The following is an 18,343-nucleotide window of genomic DNA, read 5'->3' as shown; positions in this document are numbered from 1 at the left end:
TCGATGGCCGCTTAACGGTCAAGTTGTCAAATGAAAGCACATCGACGCCGGGATCACTGTATCCCGGCGTTCGCATTTTATGGGTGGTCAATTACCGTGCTGCCGCCAATTGTGGTCACGCCAGTGGTGGCTAGAACGTCACCACAGGTTGCGAGCTTTTCTTTTCGGATGAGATGTACGGCGATGTCACCTGGGTGGCTCCCAATTCCGCGATCGCCTCTTTGCCGCGGACGGACAGATCGGTGATGAAGACGAATTGGTCACGCAGATCGAACGGGTAGGCCTTCACTTGGTAGTGAGTCCCCCATGGTTTCTCGCTCATCACCACCAACACCGGTTTGTCGTACTCGAGGTAGGCACTCGTCATGGCAACGTCTCGCAATGCACCTCTTACTTCCGACGCATCATGGTCGGGGACCAAGTAGAAATCGGCGATGCACATCAACGTGTGTGCACCGTCGTTGCTGTTGCTGATGTTGCCTTGCCAGCTGACCAGATGCGGAACCGTGATGATGTCGTCCGCAGCGGTCTTCAGACGGATCGCACGCAACCCGACCGATTGCACTTCTCCATAGTCGTCATTGATTTCCACCCAGTCACCCGGGCGATAAGGTCGCTCGAACACCGCGACGACACCCGCGATCAGACTGCTGACGTAGTCTTTGAATGCGAAGCCGATGGCGACGCTGGCACCACCAGCAATCACAAGGAAATTCTCGAAGGTGACGTTGAAGATGATGGGGATGATCCACAGCACCGCCAGCGTCATCAATAGCAATCGAATGATCGGCACCGCGGCCAGCAGGTACAACCGCAATTGGCTGGGGCCTCGCTCGGCCAAAAACGGTAGCAGTCTCCGTACGATTGCAATCGCGAGCCAGACGGTGAATGCGATGCCGGCGATCTGTAGCAGGCTGATGTCTTGCCAATCGTTGATCAGCTGAACGGCCTGGTCAGAAGCCTCTTGTGCCGGTTTGTCAATTTTGTCGGCTACCTCCTCACCAGCACCGGATGCTTGCTTCGCAGTTTCCGCAGCCAGGTCCGTTGCGGTGTCGGCGGCGTCTTGTTCGATGGCCGATTCGGGAGCGTCGTTTTGCATCGGTCTTACAGACGGTCAAGAGGAAAGCCAGCGTCGTTGAGACACTGACGAATCGTGGGGTATGCCGTGGGACAGCAGTAGTAGTTGTCACCATCACGTTCGACGAACTCAGCTTCTAGCAATGCGACCAGCAAATTAGATTCATCCACGCTGGGTAGTACGATGCTCAATTCCTCTGCGGTCAAGGAGTGATGAAGCAGCAAGGCATGCAGCGCGAGCAGTGCGGTTGAGACGTGGTTCTTCGGCAGATGGAAATCGTCCAGTTCCGCCACCCACAGTGCTTGCTCGCCAGGGAACTGATCCGCAATCCGATTGTTGTCTTTCGGGGCAAGTCGCAAGCTGCTCCGCCACAGATGCCATGCGACCCACGGGATGCCCAAGCTTCGTGCGGCCAAAGTCATCAGGTAGTCTGATTTCGCTGAACCTTCATCGCCGCTGAGTCGGAAGATGTCTTCGCCATTCTTGTTGAGACGAAAGACTTTTCCTTCGGCTTCACCAGATTCGACCAAGTGGCTGAACCAAGCGTGAAGACGGTCTGCGTCAAAAGCATGCAGGGTCACTCCGATCGGCAGCACCAAATCCGCCCCGACGGTTTTTTCGAAGAAACCCCACGCCCAACTGTTACAACCGATCACGCAATGACGCTGCATCATGGCCAAATGGTCCAGCAGGCGACGCAAGAGTTTCAACCCATTGCGATGTCTGATGAACCACTCTTCCAATCGCGGAATGACGATCACGCCGTCGCCAGTTGCTTCCGGTAAGTCGACATCGGCTGTGCCGTTGAGAATGGATTCGCGATCCGGCGGTTCGATGATGACGTGACCACCTTGGGTTGCCCACGATCGCACGACGTTGCTGTGATCGCACGGCGGCAACACAACAAGTTGCATCCAATGTGCGGGCTCTGCGTCTTGCGTCCAATCCGAGAACGTCTCTTTCATCTCGGCGAGAAGTGGACCGCAGGCGGGCGGCGGTGCGATTTTGTTGAGTTTTCGCGTCGTCGCAATTCGGAGCGAGTCATCGGAGATGAACGGATCCTCCTTTTCACGCCGAAGAGTTCTCCAAATGTTCTCTGCAAACCGCCGGATCGTCTCATCCGCGGGTGTCGGTGGAAGCGTGAACTCTCCGAGCGGTTGAAACTTCAACACCTCGGGTGATCGGTTCATATTTCACTCGGGTGTGAGGTTGGTGACGGAATCGATGCCAGTATAGTTCCCGGACAATCAAGATCCGCGAGAGGTTGTTTGCTTACTTTGAACGGTCGCTGCTCGCTTGTTCAACGATGGCGAACGATTGGAAGTTCAACGTTCGTTTGCCAGAGATGGCTTAGCGGGCTGATGATTTAATGAGCCGTACCACGTTAGTGGCGGTTGATTCGACGCCAACGGGGCTAACGCCCAACGGCAAATTATTGTCATTCGGTATGCGACTAAATCAATAGCCAGTTAGACCGGTGATGCTTCGGCGATTGGTTTGTGATCTTTGATTGGATCGCACTCTTCACCGGGCTCGCAAGCGTCTTCGCCAAGCACCACGGCGAGCGGATAGGTGGCTTCAAAGCTCGCGAATATTTTTCTCTGAACGATCAGAAGTGGCACCGCGAGAAAGACTCCGGACAGTCCCCAAAGGAAGCCCCAGAATGCTACGGCGACAAGCACCACGACTGGTCCGACTTTCAACGTCTTGCCAAGAATGGTCGGGGTGATGAATTGGCCTTCGACTGCGGTGGTCAGCCAAAATGCGAATGCTGTTAAGCAAGCTCGGGTCATCGTGTCGAATGAACTGGCGGCAGCTAAGAAGACGATGGATGTGGCAGCCAGCGGGCCGACGTACGGAATGAAATTGAACAAAGCAGCCATCACGCCCCAAAGGACCGGCGTTGGCATACCAACCAACCACATCACGATCGTGACCGCCACGCCAAGTCCGATGTTGATGCAGGTGATTTGTGCGAGGTATCGCCCGACGCTTTGCTGAATGTCACCGATCTTTTTCAACACCTCGCCCCGCGAGTCTGCATTGGGAAGGACTCCGAGCGTTCGGTTCAACAGATCGTCGCCCGTCGACAACATGAAAAATGTCAGCACCGCGATTGCGGCAACGAAGGCGAGCATTTGACCAGTTTGATTGATCAGAACGGTCTCGTCGACGATGGATGGTTTCTCGTAAGCAACCTCGATTTGTGGCTGGTCCTCTTTCAAGGGAACGGTTGCGTCGTCCACAGCGGTTCCTGCTCGATCGACCGCGGTCAGTGGTTCCGCAACCGATTGAAATTTGCTTCGGATCGCGGCAAGGCTCTCGGGTGCCGAGCTCATCCATTGCTGAGCCGGGGAATAAAGCAATGCGATGATCAAGGCGAGCGAAGAGAACAGTCCGACGATCAGCAACGCACTTGCGCCCGCCTGCGGAACTCCCCACCGACAAATTTTGGCTTCAATCGGTCGCAGTGACAGGTAGGCGAGTGCCGCGATCGCAATCGGGACCAACAGATCGCTGGCTATGTAAAGCATGCCCAACGTCAAGATGGCGGCAATGGCCGTGACCATGCCTCGCATCCAACGATCGTTGCCGCCGGAAAGTGATAGGCGACCAGATAGCACTTGAGGCGGTGAAGAGCCATCGCGAGGTGGCTGGGGCGTGGTCGTTTGAGTTGAGCGATTGCCCTTCGGTCGCGGGGCAGTCGCGTCGGGATCGGAGCCAGGGTCGATTCTGCGGTTGATCGCGAGGACGCTCGTGGTGGAAGGTTCTTGATCATCGTGAGCGTTCTTCATCGTCCGTGGTCCCTGCGATTGCGGTTCAATATTCGGAGATCACCACAGATCATGCAATCTTCGTACCGACATGGCATGTGGATTGCTTTGAGTTGCAAACGCGGTCGAGAGTCGGCTGCATATCACTCTGAAGAACCAGCGGCAGCGTTTGCGTTTCTCAGATTTCAAACCAGTCGATTTCCATTGAGGTAGAAGCAAAATGCATGCGATCACTGCGGGGCCTAGTGAAGCGGGTGCCCGGCCAACGTTTGCCAAGCGAGCGTTTTATGTGTTGAAGGCGTGGATGCAGTCTCCCATGGATGTCGCCACCCTCTGCCCAAGTTCGCCCTATCTGACACGAAAGCTCGCGAATCGTGATTGCGTCAAAAACGCACGCTGCGTGATCGAATTGGGACCGGGAGCCGGCGGCACGACTCAGGCTTTACTCGAATACATGCGGCCTGACGCAAAGCTTCTGGCGGTTGAGAAGTCGACGGTGTTTTCCGAGCCGCTTCATGCCATCCACGACCCGCGTCTGGAGGTGGCGATGGACGATGCTTGTGCATTCGCGGAGCTTGCAACGAAGCACGAGTTCGGATTGGTCGACGCTGTCATCTCGGGCATTCCGTTCAGCAGCATGCCGCCGTCTGTCGCGAAAACCATTGCTCAGTCGATCCATCAAGTCTTGCGACCCGGCGGAGTGTTTGTGGCCTATCAAATTCGCGACCACGTCAATGAATTTGCACGGCCGTTGTTTGGTCCCGCGAAGACGGAAGCCATTCCGATGAATTTTCCGCCGCTGACGTTGTACACATGGACCAAAGTGTGTGTTGGTCAAAACGACACTACCGATCGTCATGAGGCCAAAGCAGTCGTTCGCGACCAATGTGCGTGAGGCGGAACAAACCGCGTGGCTGAAAGAGCCGAGCCAGCTGTAACGCGGCTGGATACGGTTCGATCAAGTGGTAGGAGGCGACGGCCGGACGTTCGAACTTTCTCGATAATCGCGATCCAGTTTGACTGGTCTTCGTTGTGACCTAGGGTTCCTCATGGTGTGGCTTTCTGGCTTGAAATGCACGCCTCGTTACCAGCCACATCTCACGTGTCCACAACGTTTTCGCTATGAGCAATCAGCCGAACGCCGACGTCGATTCCATTCCCTACGCGACAGTGGTTGCTCCTGCACCGGCCAAAGCGAAACGCAGTTGGCTATCGATCGTTCTGGCGGTGGTGGTGCTTGGTCCCATTGTGACAATGGTTGGCATCGTTGTTTTGCTCGCGTGTATCGCCGCAATTGGTTCCGCGGCTCAAGACGATCGCCAAGCCAGCAATAGCATCGAGCATTCTGCCGACGTGAGCACCGTTTCCTATCAACCTCTAGTGCAAGCGTCAGCGGAAGGTCCCACGGTCACTTACCAAGGTGAGCCTTTTGTGCTGAAGCATGTCGGAAGCAGCGATGAATCAGGTGAGTTCAACGAATACATCCCCGTTGGTGAGACGCTGGAGAACTGGACCAAGATGATTGCCGTTCGCCGACAACCCATCGCGATCAAGCCCATCGAAGCGGCGCGTGGTGTTGTGGAGTATTTGCAAGAACAAGACGCTGACACACCGTTCACGATTTGGCCCAGTGACGACGGTGAGAGTTGCGGAGTTGACTTCGCCGTAGTGGACGGCGAAGTGGCGGAGTTGAACGTCTTTCTCTATCACTGTTCGACTGACGATGAAAACATGGTTTGCTACCAGTACGCTGAACGAGCCTACGGTGATGACCGTTTGTCGTTCGTCGAAGGCCTGGAGCATCGCGTTCACGATGTCTCCAAGCAAGTTTTTCAGTTTGATTTTCCTGAGCTGATTGAAAGCAACTGAAGCGATTCGCGTTCGGGTGCATTCAGCGATGGATAGCCTTGCTAACGCGGCGGGTTTCGATTGGTTGAGCGACCCTCGATGCCTTTGCCCGACCTTCAGGAAGCTTCGAGCTTTCAACTGCTCAAGATTTGAATTCGGCGATCACGCTGCTGAGGGATTGCTTGGCGTCGCCAAATAGCATTCTGGTGTTCTCACCGAAGAACAATGGGTTATCGACGCCTGAGAAACCCGACGCCATCGATCGTTTCAGGACGAACACGGTTCTCGCATAGTCGACATTGATAATCGGCATTCCATAGATCGGGCTGTTCTCGTCTTCTCGTGCCGCTGGGTTCACCACGTCGTTGGCTCCGATCACGATCGCAACGTCGACGCTTTCCATCCGCGGATTGATTTCGTCCATTTCAATCAGTTGATCGTAGGGCACGTTTGCTTCGGCAAGCAGGACATTCATGTGCCCTGGCATCCGTCCAGCAACGGGGTGAATCGCGTAGCTGACATCGGCTCCGTTGGCTTCGAGCAGTTCGCCCAATTCGCGAACCACGTGTTGAGCTTGGGCGACCGCCATGCCATAACCCGGCACCATGACGACCGATGAAGCGGCCTCGAGAATTAGGTAGGCGTCGTCGGCGGTGATCGGTTTGACTTCGCCTTCGACTTTGGTTGCCTTCGTTGTCGCAGCGAAACCGGAGAACAGCACGTTGCTGAGCGATCGATTCATCGCTTTGCACATGATGTTGGTCAGGATCAAACCCGCCGCACCGACCAGCGACCCGGCGACGATCAGAATCGTGTTGTTGATCGCAAATCCGGCGGCACACGCGGCCAATCCCGAATAGCTGTTAAGCAGCGAGATCACAACCGGCATGTCGGCGCCACCGATCGGGATGACAGCCATCACGCCGAGCAAGATCGAAAGCCCGATCACAACAAAGACGAGTGGAAACGTTAGGCCGGGATCGACAATCATCGCAATTGAGCAAGCCAACAACGCCAGCAACAACAATATGTTGACGACTCGTTGGCCGGAAAACGTCATCGCTCCGCTGCCGATCGTTTCGGAGAGCTTTGCCCAAGCGACCAGTGACCCAGAAAAGGTCACGCCGCCGATCAAGATGGAGAGCAGAATGGTGACGAGCGTGAAGGACGAGGACTCCTGACCATACAGGGCGGCCCAACCAACCAGCAGACTCGCGATGCCGCCCGAACCATTGAACAATGCGACCATTTCAGGCATTCCCGTCATGGCCACACGTTGCGCCGCGATCACACCGACGACCGCTCCAAGAACGGCGGCACCAGCCAGATAGCGATAGTCGAGAATTTCCTTTGATGTGAGGGTGATCAAGACGGCCATCAGCATTCCGACCGACGAAAGCATATTGCCTCGCACGGCGGTCGCCGGAGAGCTCATGAGTTTGAGCCCAAAGACAAACAAGATGGCCGAGATGATGTAGACCGAGCCCAGGACTTCAATGCTCATGAGTCACCTCCCGATGGGCTGTCTTTCTTTTTAAACATGCTCAACATGCGATCCGTCACCATGTAGCCGCCGACCACGTTGACGGTCGCGAAGAACACCGCCAACGCTCCCAGCCAAGTCGACCAAGGACCCAGGTCAGCTCCCGCGGCGATGATCGCGCCGACGACGGTGATGCCGGAAATGGCGTTGGCACCGGACATCAGGGGCGTGTGAAGAGTCGCCGGAACTTTGGCGATCAATTCGAACCCCAAAAAGACAGACAGCGTCAAAATGAAGGCGAGCAGGACGGCTTCCACGGGAACCCTCGATTGAAAAGATGAAGTGCGGTCTATGAATGAAGCTGGGCGATGGTGTCGTTGACGATGGTCCCACCGCGAGTGATGACGGCGGCTTGAACAATTTCGTCTTCGGGATTGAGCTCGAGACGTTTGGATTCGGCGTCCCAAAATTCGCCGATCAAGGCGGTCAAGTTGTTGGAATACATCTCGCTGGCATTGCGGCTGACTTCCGAAGGCAAATTGCCTTGGCCGATGATTTTGACGCCTTCCACATCGACGATCTCGTTCAGCACGGACCCTTCGACGTTTCCGCCCGTTTCCACCGCCATGTCAATCACGACGCTACCAGGTTGCATGCCCAACACCATGTCACGGGTCACAATGCGAGGTGCCGGTCGGCCGAACAGTTGTGCGGTGGTGATAACGACGTCGGACGCCGCGATGACCTTCTTCTGGCCTTCCTTTTGAAGTTCAATTTGTTCCGGTGTCAGAGCCTTTGCGTAACCTTGCTCTGTTTGTCCGACTTCGCCCAAATCGATTTCGACGAACTTGGCGCCGAGCGATCGCACTTGTTCAGCGACAACGGGCCGAGTGTCAAAAGCATCGACGCGAGCGCCCAAACGTTTCGCGGTTGCGATCGCTTGCAGTCCCGCAACGCCGGCACCGATCACAAACACTCGAGCAGGCCGAATCGTTCCCGATGGAGTCATCATCATCGGGAAGATTTTCTTGCTGTGATAAGCGGCTTGGATCACCGTGACGTAGCCAGCCAGGTTGGCTTGCGAGGACAAAGCGTCCATCTTTTGTGCGCGCGTGGATCGCGGAATCATTTCCATTGAAACAGATGTCACACCCGACTTTGCCATTTCACTGACCAGTTCTTTTTCGTTGAACGGATCGAGGAAACTGATGTGAATGGCTTCGGTGCGAAGCGTCGACACTTCGTCGATTTCCGGACGTCGGACTCGCAGCACGATGTCGGAGCCTGAAAGAATGGCGGTCCTGTCGGTTGGAACGGTGGCACCGACTTCGCTGTACGCCTCATCGGAAAATCCTGATGCCAAGCCCGCACCGGATTCGATCCCAACCGAAAAGCCAACCGAAATCAACTTCTTAACGCTTGCCGGGACGAGAGCCACTCTCGCCTCGCCTGGCCAACGTTCGCGTGGGACGCCAATCTGCATCACTTCGCTCCTGGTGTGTTGAATCAGCCAGCGGTTTGAGTCGTAGGATCATCATGCTGGCACAGCGTTCTCGTCCTATCGTAACCATCTGGCGCACGCTCGTGCGTGCCGTCCCAACCGAAACGACGATGGAACGGCGAAGTTTAAGAGTGTGCCGATCCACGAACGATGACTTGTGTCTGAACCAAGTCATCGTTCGCGATGGCCGAGGAGTCACCTGCTTTGCCGAGTTAGCTTGACCAAATCGGTTGCCATCCACATGAGTGAACCTTGCTCTGCAGGGAAGTCAGAGTTGATTGTTCTTGATCGCGGCTTGCTCGGTGAGCGTCGTTAAGACTGATGGGGACCATTCCGATTGGCTTTGATGACCCATTGCGGCCGTTCGACCAATGCCGCCCATCTTAGGCAACACGCTTGATACCAACGCCAGGATCTCTTGAGTCAATTCGGGGAAAAGGTTCTGCAACGCGATCGTTACGTTGAGAGGACTGCGGATGAAGACTTCACCACGTCCGTGCTGGCACGCCACCAGGATTTGCTTGGCTGCGGCTTCGGCGTTCATGGACAATCCTGGCAATGAGTCGCCAATGCTGAACCAAACATACTCGTCGCGGTGTTGTCCTTTGAAGATTGCATTGCGAGGGCTGCCGGTTCGCATCAGGCTTGGACAAGCGGTGGTAACAAAGATGTTGTCGCCTTTCAGTTCAGCACGCATTCCATTGGACAAACCGACCAATGCGAATTTGCTGGCGGCGTATGGCAGCATGTGTGGAACCGCTCGTTTTCCTCCAAGCGAAGCGACGTTGACGATGCGTCCCCAACCCGCGGCTCGCATGTGAGGTAGAACCTCCGTCGCAACATGCAATGCTCCCCAACAGTTCGTTTGCATTGCCGATTCGAAGTCGTCCATCGTCATGGATTCGAGCGGTCCGACGGTAATGATTCCCGCAACATTGAACAGCACGTCAATGCCATCGAATTGGTTGGTCACTCGATCGATGAAAGAAGCAACTTGCTCGCGATCGCGGACATCGCAGGGATGTGCGATGACTTCCGCTCCACGTCGACGCAGTTCCGCGGCAGCCGCACACAGGTCTTCTTCCGTGCGTGCGGTGATTGCGATCCGAGCACCTTGGTCGGCCAACTGCCGGGCGATCACCAATCCCAGACCACGCGATCCACCCGTGATGACCACACGTTTGTTTCGCCAGTCAAATGTGCGACAACGGCGAGCGATTGCACGTGTGACGACGATTCCTGCGTACCCAGCAGCGGCTGCCGTCGCGAATTTACGAAGCGTTGACATGATTGATTTCCTCTTTGAATTGGACCGCTGATGAAACCGCAATTCTCGCGCCGCTGATTTCTCGTTGACGGTCCAGCGTCGGCACGGGAAATGCCAGTGATGTGGTTTGCAATTTGAGGTCGCCAGCGACGCTTTCGGGCGATCGCTACCACTCACTTCTCACGAAGGAAATCACCATGTCAGCCAAGAAACCAAACGAAGAAGAAACGCGTGAAGAACTGCGAAACGAAGACGCCATCACTGGCGAGCCCGGATCTCACCCGGTTGGGACCGGCGTTGGTGCTGCATTAGGAGGCGCCGCGGCAGGTGCTGCCGCGGGAACGGTTGCAGGTCCCCTTGGAACCGTCGCCGGAGCGATTGCAGGCGGTGTCGCCGGTGGGTATGCGGGAAATGCCGTTGCCGAGAAGATCGATCCGACGGTCGAATCGGCCTACTGGGAAGAAGAGCATGCCAGCCGTCCGTACTACAACGAATCATGCGGATTCGATCAGTACCGGCCGGCGTATCAATCGGGTTGGGAAGCCTTCGATGCCGACGCCAATGACGACTGGAACACGCGAGAAGCCATTGCCCGAAAACAATGGGAAGATGCGGGCGGTGGCGAGCACATGACTTGGGAAGATGCTCGTCCGGCCGCTCTCGACGCCTACACCCGCGTGCAAAACCGAACCAGCAAGCCTCGCTGATTCGGAGTCTGCTTTGTCAAGTCTTCCCCAGTTCAACTCGTTTGCATCGCATTAATGACGGATCGTCGCCTGCGGCGGCAGACAGCCCGCCGCAGGCTTCAGTCGGTCTATTCCGCGCTCACGTCATAGCAGAGCAGCAAGTCTTGGTCGCGAATGTAGAGTTTTCCGTTCGCGACAATCGGGTGAGCCCATGCGGGAACATCGGTGCGATCGGGTTGATCGAAGCGGCCTCGTTCGATGAACTGATCCGAGGATGGTTCCAGGAGTAGAATCTCACCCTCTTCGCCGCGGAGGTACAGCCGACCATCGGCAAGCAACAAGGATCCCTTGGGCCCCTCGCGATCTCGCCACAGGGTCTCGCCCGTTTGGAAATCCATGCACGTCATGATCCCGCCGCCGTTTCCGCCATTGGCTCCGTAGAGGCAGCCATCGACCACGATCATGCCGCCGTGGTGATTCTGCATGCGAGGTGTGAAATAAGCTTCCTCGGCATTGATTTGACCGCTGGGATCCTTGGTCAGTTTCACTGCGCCACCTCCGGTCCCATACGCCGAAGCAGCGAACAGCAAACCGTCTTGGAAAATGGGTGTGGAGCAGTTGATTCCCATCGCGTTGGCAGGGGCGGAGTATTGCCAAAGGACTTCGCCATCGGTGGTTGAGACACCGACCAAGGCGTTGGCGGTGAATTGCACGTATTGGCGAACGCCTTCCCATTCGATGGCAATCGCGGAAGAGTAAGCGGCGCCTGGGCGTGGACCGCCGAAGCCACCGAATCGCCCGCGTCCGCCCGATCTGCCGGGACGTCCGCCGGAACGGTTGATGAATCCAGGGCTGGTTCCTCCGCCGGTGAATCCTTGGTCTGCCAACCAGGTGTTTCCATCGGAGTCTTTGAAGGGATTCGACTCTCCCGCTTTGACTCGGATGGTGTTGGATTGGTCCGCATCATCGCCCTGTGGAATGATCTCGATGGCCTTGATGGCGGGGCTTTGCACTTGTTGTTGAAAGGTGATATTCAGCTCGCCGTCATCGACCACGGCGGGAACCGATTCGACGATTGCTTTGCGTGGACCGCCCGCCTTCTTCCAAATGTCGAAATCGGTTGTTTCGTGACCTTCCACATCAAAGGTGAAAACGCGTTGTCCCTCATCGGTGATGCCGTTGTAGGTTTCGGCGAAGTACAGATTGACCAGGTATTTCCCATTGGGAACCGCGTGTGAGAATGCTGTCATGCCCCAATGCTCACTGACAAACAATTCAGGATTCTTCGAGCCGGTGATTGTCGGTGTCGACCCCTCGTCCGACTCTCGCGGTGGCGGTCCACGGCGTGGTTCGTCGTCAGAACGACCAGGTGGAGTGCCTTCGGGGGCGGAAGCCGCTGCTGGTTGATTTGTTTTCCAAATGGTTTCGCCCGTGCGTTTGTCCAGTGCGACCATCAATGCATCTGCCGCACCGGGAGTGCAGATGACTTGGTCACCATCGACGAGCGGCGATTCTCGAAAACTCCACATCGGAGCGACACCGCCAAAATCGTCGATCAAACTTCGCTGCCAAATGATTCGGCCGTCGCTGGCGTCCACGCAAGCGATGCGTCCACTCATTCCAATCACGTAGAGCTGATTGTCATCAAAGGACGGGGTGCAACCGGGGCCTTCCTTGGATTGTGGTACCCGTTGGTCCGCTGCATCGCCCAGCGACGTGGCCCATATCTCGTCGCCGTTCTTTTCCGATCGCGCCCAAACAATTTCTTGACCGTCGCGATTGCTCATCCCAAAGAGCTTGCCGGCCGCAACAGCGGGGGCACTGTCGCCGCCCCCGAGACCATCGACTCGCCAAGCCAAAGGAGGTCCGGCTTCAGGCCATTGTTGCAGCAGTCCCGTTTCGCCGGATTTGGCGTTTCGTTCCGGGCCTTGCCACTGGGGCCAATCCGCGGCGCACGCCATTTCAGCGGACGCAAAGATCAACAAACCTAATAGGGACCATTTCATTTGGTTGTTTCCATTTCGGGGAGGGGTGAGAATCGTGACGGCCGGAAGGCGAACTTCGGCGGAGTGAGCGGAAGGATTTGTGTTAGTAAATGGTGTCGAAAACAGACTCAACTGAGCATCGCCGAATCCAAGACGATCCAACGGAACGTGACCAGCGTGCAGACCATGCAAGTCCACCAAGATGCCAGTTGGGCTCCTTTGAACTTTCGAAGGAAGAACAGCAACGCAAGGGCAGATGCCAAGCTGACCACTTTAAACGCCGTCAGCGATGCGCCTTCAAGCAAGAAATGGTTTCCCACCGGATTCATTTCTTGAAAATGAACTTCCGTTGACATCGTGGTCGTCCAAAGCAGATCGACGCAGGAAAGCAAGCCTATCAGCACGAGCGATTCGATGACCGTCCGCGTTGCGATCGGCGATGCATCGATTTGTGTCCAACGTTGGCGGCGTGGTGGGTTTGCCGTCAACAGATGGCCAAAGCTGAGAGCCGCAAGCATCATGGCAATCACCGTGAACAGATACGAACTCCACTCGGCCTGTTTGGCAGTCGAAAGTTGCACGACAACTTCTGCATCGAGTCTGTCTGCTTCCGCTTCGTAGGCGTCGAGAGTCTTTCGAAGACGAGCGATGGTTGGTTCGGAGGGGGCTGTGTCTTCCATGAGTTCCTCCTTCAGTTCACTGCCTTGCGGTTGGCCAAGAATGAACGCGTCAAATCGAGCGACCTCAACGACCGTAGCGACACCATTTTGATCTTCATCAAGCCTCGGATGAACGAAACGAAGCGAGGCTGGCAACTCTGCTTCGTCCAAGCGGAGGTTCACGTCCTCGTCGTGATTCATGAATATCATATTCGATTTCGTTGGCCCCCAACGGCCACCGCCGTTGCCAAAGAATCGGTTCCCTGAAATGGCTAGGCCACCCATGAAACCTTGATCAGCCAGCCAGCTCCGGCCGGTCGAGTCAATTTCGGTTGCATCCCCACCGGCATTGATTCGGATGATCTCTTCCGGCGACGTCGCTTCCTTTTGCGGAATGATTTCTATCGCCTTGATTGTTGGGAAATCGACTACTGTCGAAAAGGTTACCCAGAGGATGCCGGAATTGATTTCTACCGGAACCGATTCGATGTGAACGCGATTGCTCCCACCGGCTTCTTGCCAGATGTCAAAATCATTGAATTCAATTCCATTCACTCGAAATGAGAAAACTCGCTGGCCAGGGCCTGATATTCGAGGAAACGTCTCGGCGAAGTACAGATTCACTAAGTAGTTCCCGTCGGCAACGTCCTGTGCGAACGATCGCATCCCCCAGTGTTCGCTGTTGATGAGAAAGTCATCCAGTTTTGCTGTTGAGTCCAATTCATTGTCGACGACCGAAACAGCGGTTTTTGAATCGACTTGCGTATCCGCCTGTTCTGCGTCTGGTGATTGAAGGTCCTGTCCACGGATGGTGGTCGTGGCGATCAGCACGATGCAAAGGCACAAACTGAATGGTTTCATTTTCAACTCCAATGAGTCTGTCCGAATTCTAGCGGCCGCTGACGGACGCTCGTTCGGCGGTTGGTACGCGACCGTCTTGTTTCGAGAAATGCTCCATTGGGCAATGCGAAAACGGTTTGGAACCGGGGCCAGAGAAATTCATTCGGTGGATGGGAAGGCCAGAAAACGAGGGGAAGGCCGAGAAACAATGATTGGCGAGGAAAATGATTTACCCGTCGATCGCTGCATCCGCGAAGCCTTGGAGCTTCTGAAACCGAGGGTCTGCGGCCGGGGTGTGCCCTTTGACAACGATGCTGGCTTCGCGGTGATGGATCAAAAATTCGATCCAGTCGATCCAGGGCATGAAGGGCGAGCCCTTGGATCGCTCGATGCTTTCATCCAGCAGCCGATCCAGGAAGGCTTGTGACTCTTCGAAGGAATGAACGGCATCTTCGGCATTGCCCATTCGATGGTGAGTGATCGCAATCAGTGGTTTTGCGATCCCACGCCCAAACCAATTCGCATCATTGGATGCTTCCAATCGTTGAAGTGCCTGTTCGTGGTTGCCCGCTTTCAGGTGAGCCCAGCCAGCAATGTACAGGTTCACTCCGTAGTAGATTTTGGCGTATCGTTGACGCTTAGTGAGCGATTCCGAATTTGCGTCCGAATCAACCGTCTTCGCCAGCACTTGTTCCATTTGCTCGGCCAGTTCAGTTGCACGGTCTGACGAGACGGAACCGACCAGTTGCGCTCGAGCTGCGACCGCGAATGGAACCTCGGCGTCCGACTGCCGGAGTTTCTGCTGAAGTGTTTCGTAAGCGTTGGACCGTCCGGCATAGAGCAATATCTGAGGAACACCGTTCAGCTCGGCTTGTTCGATTGGGAAGCCGGTTTCGACCGCTTTGGCAAAGTCGTCTGCGGAGGCTTCCCAGCGGCCTAATTTTGCGTTGAGTCCACCTCGTTCCAGCCAGACCAGGAAAAATCGCGGCAGGACCTGAGTGGCTTCTGAGTAGGCTTCGTAGGCATCGGGCCACCTTTGAGCATCCGCATTGGCGCGTCCGGCGGCCAGCAAGACGGTGGTTGAATTGAGTCGGTCATTGAAGTTTTCTAGTTCTGACCTGGCTGCGTTTGCGGCAACTTCAGCTTCACGTGCTTCCGCCAGTGCCACCTCTTTTTCGTCTCGTTCCCGGATGGCTTCGCGAGCCTGCCAAAGACTGGTTGCGGTTCCGAGAATCAACGCGATTGCAACGAGAGAGAATGTCGAGATGGCGACTTTGTTTCGTCGTGCAAAAGTCGTGAACCGGTACCAACTCGATGGCGGGCGAGCCTCAACCGGTTGGTCCTGCAAGAAACGCAAGATGTCTTCCGCGAGTGCACCCGCCGTGGAATATCGTCGGTTGCGATCTTTGTGCAGGGCCTTCATCACGATCCAGTCGAGATCGCGTTTCATCGCGGTGGATGGTGTGGTTGGTGGTCCCAAACGGTTGACGTTGCTGGTTCTTGTTTCGTCGTCATTCAGAGTGCTCAACCGCGTGCTCGGACGAGGCGGTTCCTCTTCACGTATGATGCGGCGCAATTCGTCAAAGCCGGCCGTTTGCAAGCGGTCCGGTGCGAATGGTGTGGATCCGGTCAGCAATTCGTACAGCAAAACCCCCAGCGAATAGATGTCACTCCGAGTGTCCACATCATCGGTGCTCATTGCCGCCTGCTCGGGACTCATGTACGCCGGAGTCCCGACCATCGATGTGAATCGGGTGTAGATCGTTTTGACGGTCAGGCTTTGACCAATTGCTTTGGCGACACCGAAATCGATGACTTTTGCGAGTGGATGCCCATCCTGAAGTGTCACAAGAATGTTGGATGGCTTGAGGTCTCGATGAATGATTCCTTTCTGGTGAGCATGCTGAACGGCATGGCAGATGGTCACAAAAAGTTGCAGTCGATCTGGAATGCTCAGTCGATTGCTGTTGCAAAAATCAGTCAGGGGAACACCGCGAACCAATTCCATCACAAAGTAGGGTTGGGCGGATTCGGTCACGCCGGCATCGAAGACTCGCGCGATGTTGGGGTGGTCCATCAGTGCGATGGCTTGTCGTTCCGCTTCAAATCGGGCGATGACTTCGCGAGATTCCATTCCCGGTTTGATGATTTTGAGAGCGGCGCGGCGCTGGACTGGCGACTGCTGTTGGGCCACGAACACCCATCCGAATCCTCCTTCGCCAATTCGTTCCATCAATTGGTAGGGGCCGACCATCGCACCGGGGGAAAACCGTGGGTCGGTGAGTTCGCCTGATTCGGTTGACAGCATCGTCGGAAGAATCGCCGCAGCGACGGGCCGGTCGATCGGATTCTCTTCCCGATCGTTTTCGCGAAGCAACGCAGAGACCGCCGCATGCAGTTGAGCGTCGTCCTTGCATGCTTGCTGGACGAATTTGGTTCGTTCCTCGAGGGACGTAATCTCAAGTGCTTGGAAAAAGATCGTCTTTTCAGATGCAACAGTCATCGCAGCAGATCTTTCCAGTGGCAAAGGGGGCGTCGCTGGTTCGGCCGGTCAGTTCAACCGATGGGAGCATGCGTTTGATCCCACAGAATGCAATGCGAAATCAAAGGCATTCCGGGGCCACTCGATTCACAGATCTTCGTCCACGTTCAGTTCGCGACCGAGCCATGCTCGAGCAAACGCCCAGTTGCGTTTGACCGTTCGAGGTGAGATGCCAAGAGCCTTGGCAGACTCGTCCACTGACAAACCGGCGAAGTACCGCAGTTCGACGAGCTTGGCCATTTCTGGCTCGATGTCGGCGAATTTGGTGAGGGCGTCGTTCAAGTCGAGTAGTTCTTCCGCGTTATTGAAATCGATGATCGCGTCGTGTTCAGCGATTTCATACCTTTCGCGATCTCCACCACGCTTGAGACTATGACGCCGCCGGGCGTTCTCGATGAGTATTCGCCGCATCGCCTCGGCAGCAGCGGTGAAGAAGTGGCCGCGGTTGTCCCATTGCGGAATGTCCTCGGTGCCAACGAGGCGCATGTAGGCTTCGTGAACGAGCGCGGTGGGTTGAAGTGTCTGCCCGGCGGCCTCGCTCTTCATTTTGTGACGCGCCAAACGTCGCATCTCTTCATACACGAGCGGCAACAGATCGGATGCGGCGGCGACATCACCAGATTGGATCTGATTCAAAATCTGCGTTACTTTGGCCACTCGGTTGATGCCCTCGACGGATGTTCATGGTGTGGGAATGATTGGCATTGCTGTGGCGGCACCAGCAACAAAAACAAAGAGCCATTTGGGTTGGTTCGTGGAACACATCCAGCGAGCGGGGCCCATCGAATGCGAAGAATGGAATCAACGTCAATCAAACGCGACACCGGAAACGAACTTGCAATGCACTCATCGTAGTGCGAACGAAAGTTGGAGTCGATCAAGACGCGGCTTGTTGCACGCGGGACTTGGTTGAAGGAATGCGTCAGCGGAAGGGCTGTCGGTTTGCTGGTTGAAATCGGATGGATACGGATTGGTGTTTGGAGATCCCCCGGATTGCGGTAGACTGGTGCCTCGTATCACGCTTTTGCATTTAGCAAGAGTCACAACGCAACTTGAAAGGATTGAACAATGCGTCTTCAATGCGGTGCCCTGTTGCTGGGGATGATGTTGATGGGAATGGCTGTGACAACCAACACGCAAGTTTCTGCGGAAGCGGCTGATGGAGAGGTGCTCGTCGATCCAGGAAAGACCTTCGTGAAGGTCTATCGGCTCCATGATTTGCCGGCGTGGTCCAAAGACGGAACCTTTCGACCCGTGTTGATCATGCAAACGGTGCAAGATCAGATCCTGCCAAAGCAATGGGAAAGTCGCGGTGGAACCGCGACGATGGCTCCTTATCCTCAGGAAGGTGCGTTGGTTATTTCGGCACCCGAGAAAATGCATGAAAAAATCCAAGCCTTTCTCGACAAGCAGCGTCCGAGCAAATGATTGTTCGTACCTCGCCATGACGTTTGGCGAGGCCGATGTCGTGTGACCGACTTCTTCAAAAAATTGGTGTCGGTTGCGATGAACGGTTAGACTCGCTGAACGTCTCTTGGGTAGTCGTCAGTCCTTCGTTCAGCTAGTGATCCGATGAATCGAAATGCTTGGAAGTTCACCGGCCGGAAATCGGAGTTGTCATCCAGAGACGGATCGTCTTCGATGCGAACCAGTTGGTTTGATGCGGTGACTTCGTTTTTG

Annotated in this window: 15 protein-coding genes; 4 read left to right on the top strand and 11 right to left on the bottom strand. The window is 55.6% G+C overall.

Going from position 1 to position 18,343, the window contains the following annotated elements:
- Positions 1–130: 130 nt before the first annotated feature.
- The 3 genes from B2R17_RS00630 to B2R17_RS00620 form a co-directional block, all read right to left on the bottom strand.
- Entirely contained in the window at positions 131–1,099 is a 969-nt protein-coding gene (locus B2R17_RS00630; RefSeq protein ID WP_286762423.1) for a mechanosensitive ion channel family protein, read from the bottom strand.
- A 5-nt stretch (positions 1,100–1,104) separates the two neighbouring features.
- Positions 1,105–2,268 carry a hypothetical protein gene (locus B2R17_RS00625; protein WP_286762422.1) on the bottom strand — a complete coding sequence of 388 codons (1,164 nt, stop codon included), beginning with the start codon at positions 2,266–2,268 and terminating at the stop codon, positions 1,105–1,107.
- Between the two features lie 279 nt (positions 2,269–2,547).
- The gene (locus B2R17_RS00620) at positions 2,548–3,873 is read right to left on the bottom strand and encodes an AI-2E family transporter (protein WP_286762421.1); all 1,326 of its coding nucleotides are present in this window, start codon (positions 3,871–3,873) and stop codon (positions 2,548–2,550) included.
- Between the two features lie 199 nt (positions 3,874–4,072).
- Here B2R17_RS00620 and B2R17_RS00615 point away from each other — a divergent pair, with 199 nt between their 5' ends.
- Entirely contained in the window at positions 4,073–4,747 is a 675-nt protein-coding gene (locus B2R17_RS00615; protein WP_286762420.1) for a class I SAM-dependent methyltransferase, read from the top strand.
- A gap of 227 nt (positions 4,748–4,974) precedes the next feature.
- Entirely contained in the window at positions 4,975–5,721 is a 747-nt protein-coding gene (locus tag B2R17_RS00610) for a hypothetical protein (RefSeq protein ID WP_286762419.1), read from the top strand.
- Between the two features lie 121 nt (positions 5,722–5,842).
- Here the strand turns inward: B2R17_RS00610 and B2R17_RS00605 are convergent, their stop codons facing one another.
- The 4 genes from B2R17_RS00605 to B2R17_RS00590 all read right to left on the bottom strand — a co-directional run bounded on the left by B2R17_RS00605 (position 5,843) and on the right by B2R17_RS00590 (position 9,972).
- The gene (locus tag B2R17_RS00605) at positions 5,843–7,204 is read right to left on the bottom strand and encodes an NAD(P)(+) transhydrogenase (Re/Si-specific) subunit beta (protein WP_286762418.1); all 1,362 of its coding nucleotides are present in this window, start codon (positions 7,202–7,204) and stop codon (positions 5,843–5,845) included.
- Positions 7,201–7,500 (bottom strand): NAD(P) transhydrogenase subunit alpha, encoded by a 300-nt coding sequence (locus B2R17_RS00600; protein ID WP_007325302.1) that lies wholly within the window; start codon positions 7,498–7,500, stop codon positions 7,201–7,203. The genes B2R17_RS00605 and B2R17_RS00600 overlap by 4 nt, the downstream gene beginning before the upstream one ends.
- A 32-nt stretch (positions 7,501–7,532) precedes the next feature.
- Positions 7,533–8,666, bottom strand: a complete 1,134-nt coding sequence (locus B2R17_RS00595) for a Re/Si-specific NAD(P)(+) transhydrogenase subunit alpha (RefSeq protein ID WP_286762417.1) — start codon at positions 8,664–8,666, stop codon at positions 7,533–7,535.
- Positions 8,667–8,952: 286 nt separating this feature from the next.
- The gene (locus tag B2R17_RS00590; protein WP_286762416.1) at positions 8,953–9,972 is read right to left on the bottom strand and encodes an SDR family NAD(P)-dependent oxidoreductase; all 1,020 of its coding nucleotides are present in this window, start codon (positions 9,970–9,972) and stop codon (positions 8,953–8,955) included.
- 176 nt (positions 9,973–10,148) lie between these two features.
- On the opposite strand from B2R17_RS00590, the gene B2R17_RS00585 reads away from it, so the two are divergent.
- Entirely contained in the window at positions 10,149–10,658 is a 510-nt protein-coding gene (locus B2R17_RS00585; protein ID WP_286762415.1) for a hypothetical protein, read from the top strand.
- A 107-nt stretch (positions 10,659–10,765) separates the two neighbouring features.
- Here B2R17_RS00585 and B2R17_RS00580 read toward each other — a convergent pair whose 3' ends face one another.
- The 4 genes from B2R17_RS00580 to B2R17_RS00565 form a co-directional block, all read right to left on the bottom strand.
- Entirely contained in the window at positions 10,766–12,643 is a 1,878-nt protein-coding gene (locus B2R17_RS00580) for a PQQ-binding-like beta-propeller repeat protein (protein WP_286762414.1), read from the bottom strand.
- 107 nt (positions 12,644–12,750) lie between these two features.
- Positions 12,751–14,142, bottom strand: coding sequence for a malectin (locus tag B2R17_RS00575; RefSeq protein WP_008666252.1), 1,392 nt, complete (start codon positions 14,140–14,142; stop codon positions 12,751–12,753).
- A gap of 208 nt (positions 14,143–14,350) precedes the next feature.
- Positions 14,351–16,624, bottom strand: a complete 2,274-nt coding sequence (locus B2R17_RS00570; protein ID WP_286762413.1) for a serine/threonine protein kinase — start codon at positions 16,622–16,624, stop codon at positions 14,351–14,353.
- A gap of 126 nt (positions 16,625–16,750) precedes the next feature.
- Positions 16,751–17,320 (bottom strand): ECF-type sigma factor, encoded by a 570-nt coding sequence (locus B2R17_RS00565; protein WP_008666255.1) that lies wholly within the window; start codon positions 17,318–17,320, stop codon positions 16,751–16,753.
- 411 nt (positions 17,321–17,731) lie between these two features.
- On the opposite strand from B2R17_RS00565, the gene B2R17_RS00560 reads away from it, so the two are divergent.
- Positions 17,732–18,091 carry a hypothetical protein gene (locus B2R17_RS00560; RefSeq protein WP_286762412.1) on the top strand — a complete coding sequence of 120 codons (360 nt, stop codon included), beginning with the start codon at positions 17,732–17,734 and terminating at the stop codon, positions 18,089–18,091.
- Positions 18,092–18,343 lie beyond the last annotated feature (252 nt).

It is taken from the genome of Rhodopirellula sp. UBA1907 (assembly GCF_002337565.1).
GTDB classification, from domain to species: domain Bacteria; phylum Planctomycetota; class Planctomycetia; order Pirellulales; family Pirellulaceae; genus Rhodopirellula; species Rhodopirellula europaea.
The sequence above is the reverse complement of the archived record's forward strand: the minus strand, read 5'-3'. Positions and strand labels throughout refer to the sequence as shown.

Excerpts from the sequence above, each read along its gene's own strand:
- B2R17_RS00575 (WP_008666252.1), bottom strand. The coding sequence starts at position 14,142 with ATGAAACCATTCAGTTTGTGCCTTTGCATCGTGCTGATCGCCACGACC.
- B2R17_RS00570 (WP_286762413.1), bottom strand. The coding sequence starts at position 16,624 with ATGACTGTTGCATCTGAAAAGACGATCTTTTTCCAAGCACTTGAGATT.
- B2R17_RS00595 (WP_286762417.1), bottom strand. The coding sequence starts at position 8,666 with ATGCAGATTGGCGTCCCACGCGAACGTTGGCCAGGCGAGGCGAGAGTG.
- B2R17_RS00620 (WP_286762421.1), bottom strand. The coding sequence starts at position 3,873 with ATGAAGAACGCTCACGATGATCAAGAACCTTCCACCACGAGCGTCCTC.
- B2R17_RS00625 (WP_286762422.1), bottom strand. The coding sequence starts at position 2,268 with ATGAACCGATCACCCGAGGTGTTGAAGTTTCAACCGCTCGGAGAGTTC.
- B2R17_RS00630 (WP_286762423.1), bottom strand. The coding sequence starts at position 1,099 with ATGCAAAACGACGCTCCCGAATCGGCCATCGAACAAGACGCCGCCGAC.
- B2R17_RS00610 (WP_286762419.1), top strand. The coding sequence starts at position 4,975 with ATGAGCAATCAGCCGAACGCCGACGTCGATTCCATTCCCTACGCGACA.
- B2R17_RS00605 (WP_286762418.1), bottom strand. The coding sequence starts at position 7,204 with ATGAGCATTGAAGTCCTGGGCTCGGTCTACATCATCTCGGCCATCTTG.
- B2R17_RS00615 (WP_286762420.1), top strand. The coding sequence starts at position 4,073 with ATGCATGCGATCACTGCGGGGCCTAGTGAAGCGGGTGCCCGGCCAACG.
- B2R17_RS00585 (WP_286762415.1), top strand. The coding sequence starts at position 10,149 with ATGTCAGCCAAGAAACCAAACGAAGAAGAAACGCGTGAAGAACTGCGA.
- B2R17_RS00590 (WP_286762416.1), bottom strand. The coding sequence starts at position 9,972 with ATGTCAACGCTTCGTAAATTCGCGACGGCAGCCGCTGCTGGGTACGCA.
- B2R17_RS00560 (WP_286762412.1), top strand. The coding sequence starts at position 17,732 with ATGCGTCTTCAATGCGGTGCCCTGTTGCTGGGGATGATGTTGATGGGA.
- B2R17_RS00580 (WP_286762414.1), bottom strand. The coding sequence starts at position 12,643 with ATGAAATGGTCCCTATTAGGTTTGTTGATCTTTGCGTCCGCTGAAATG.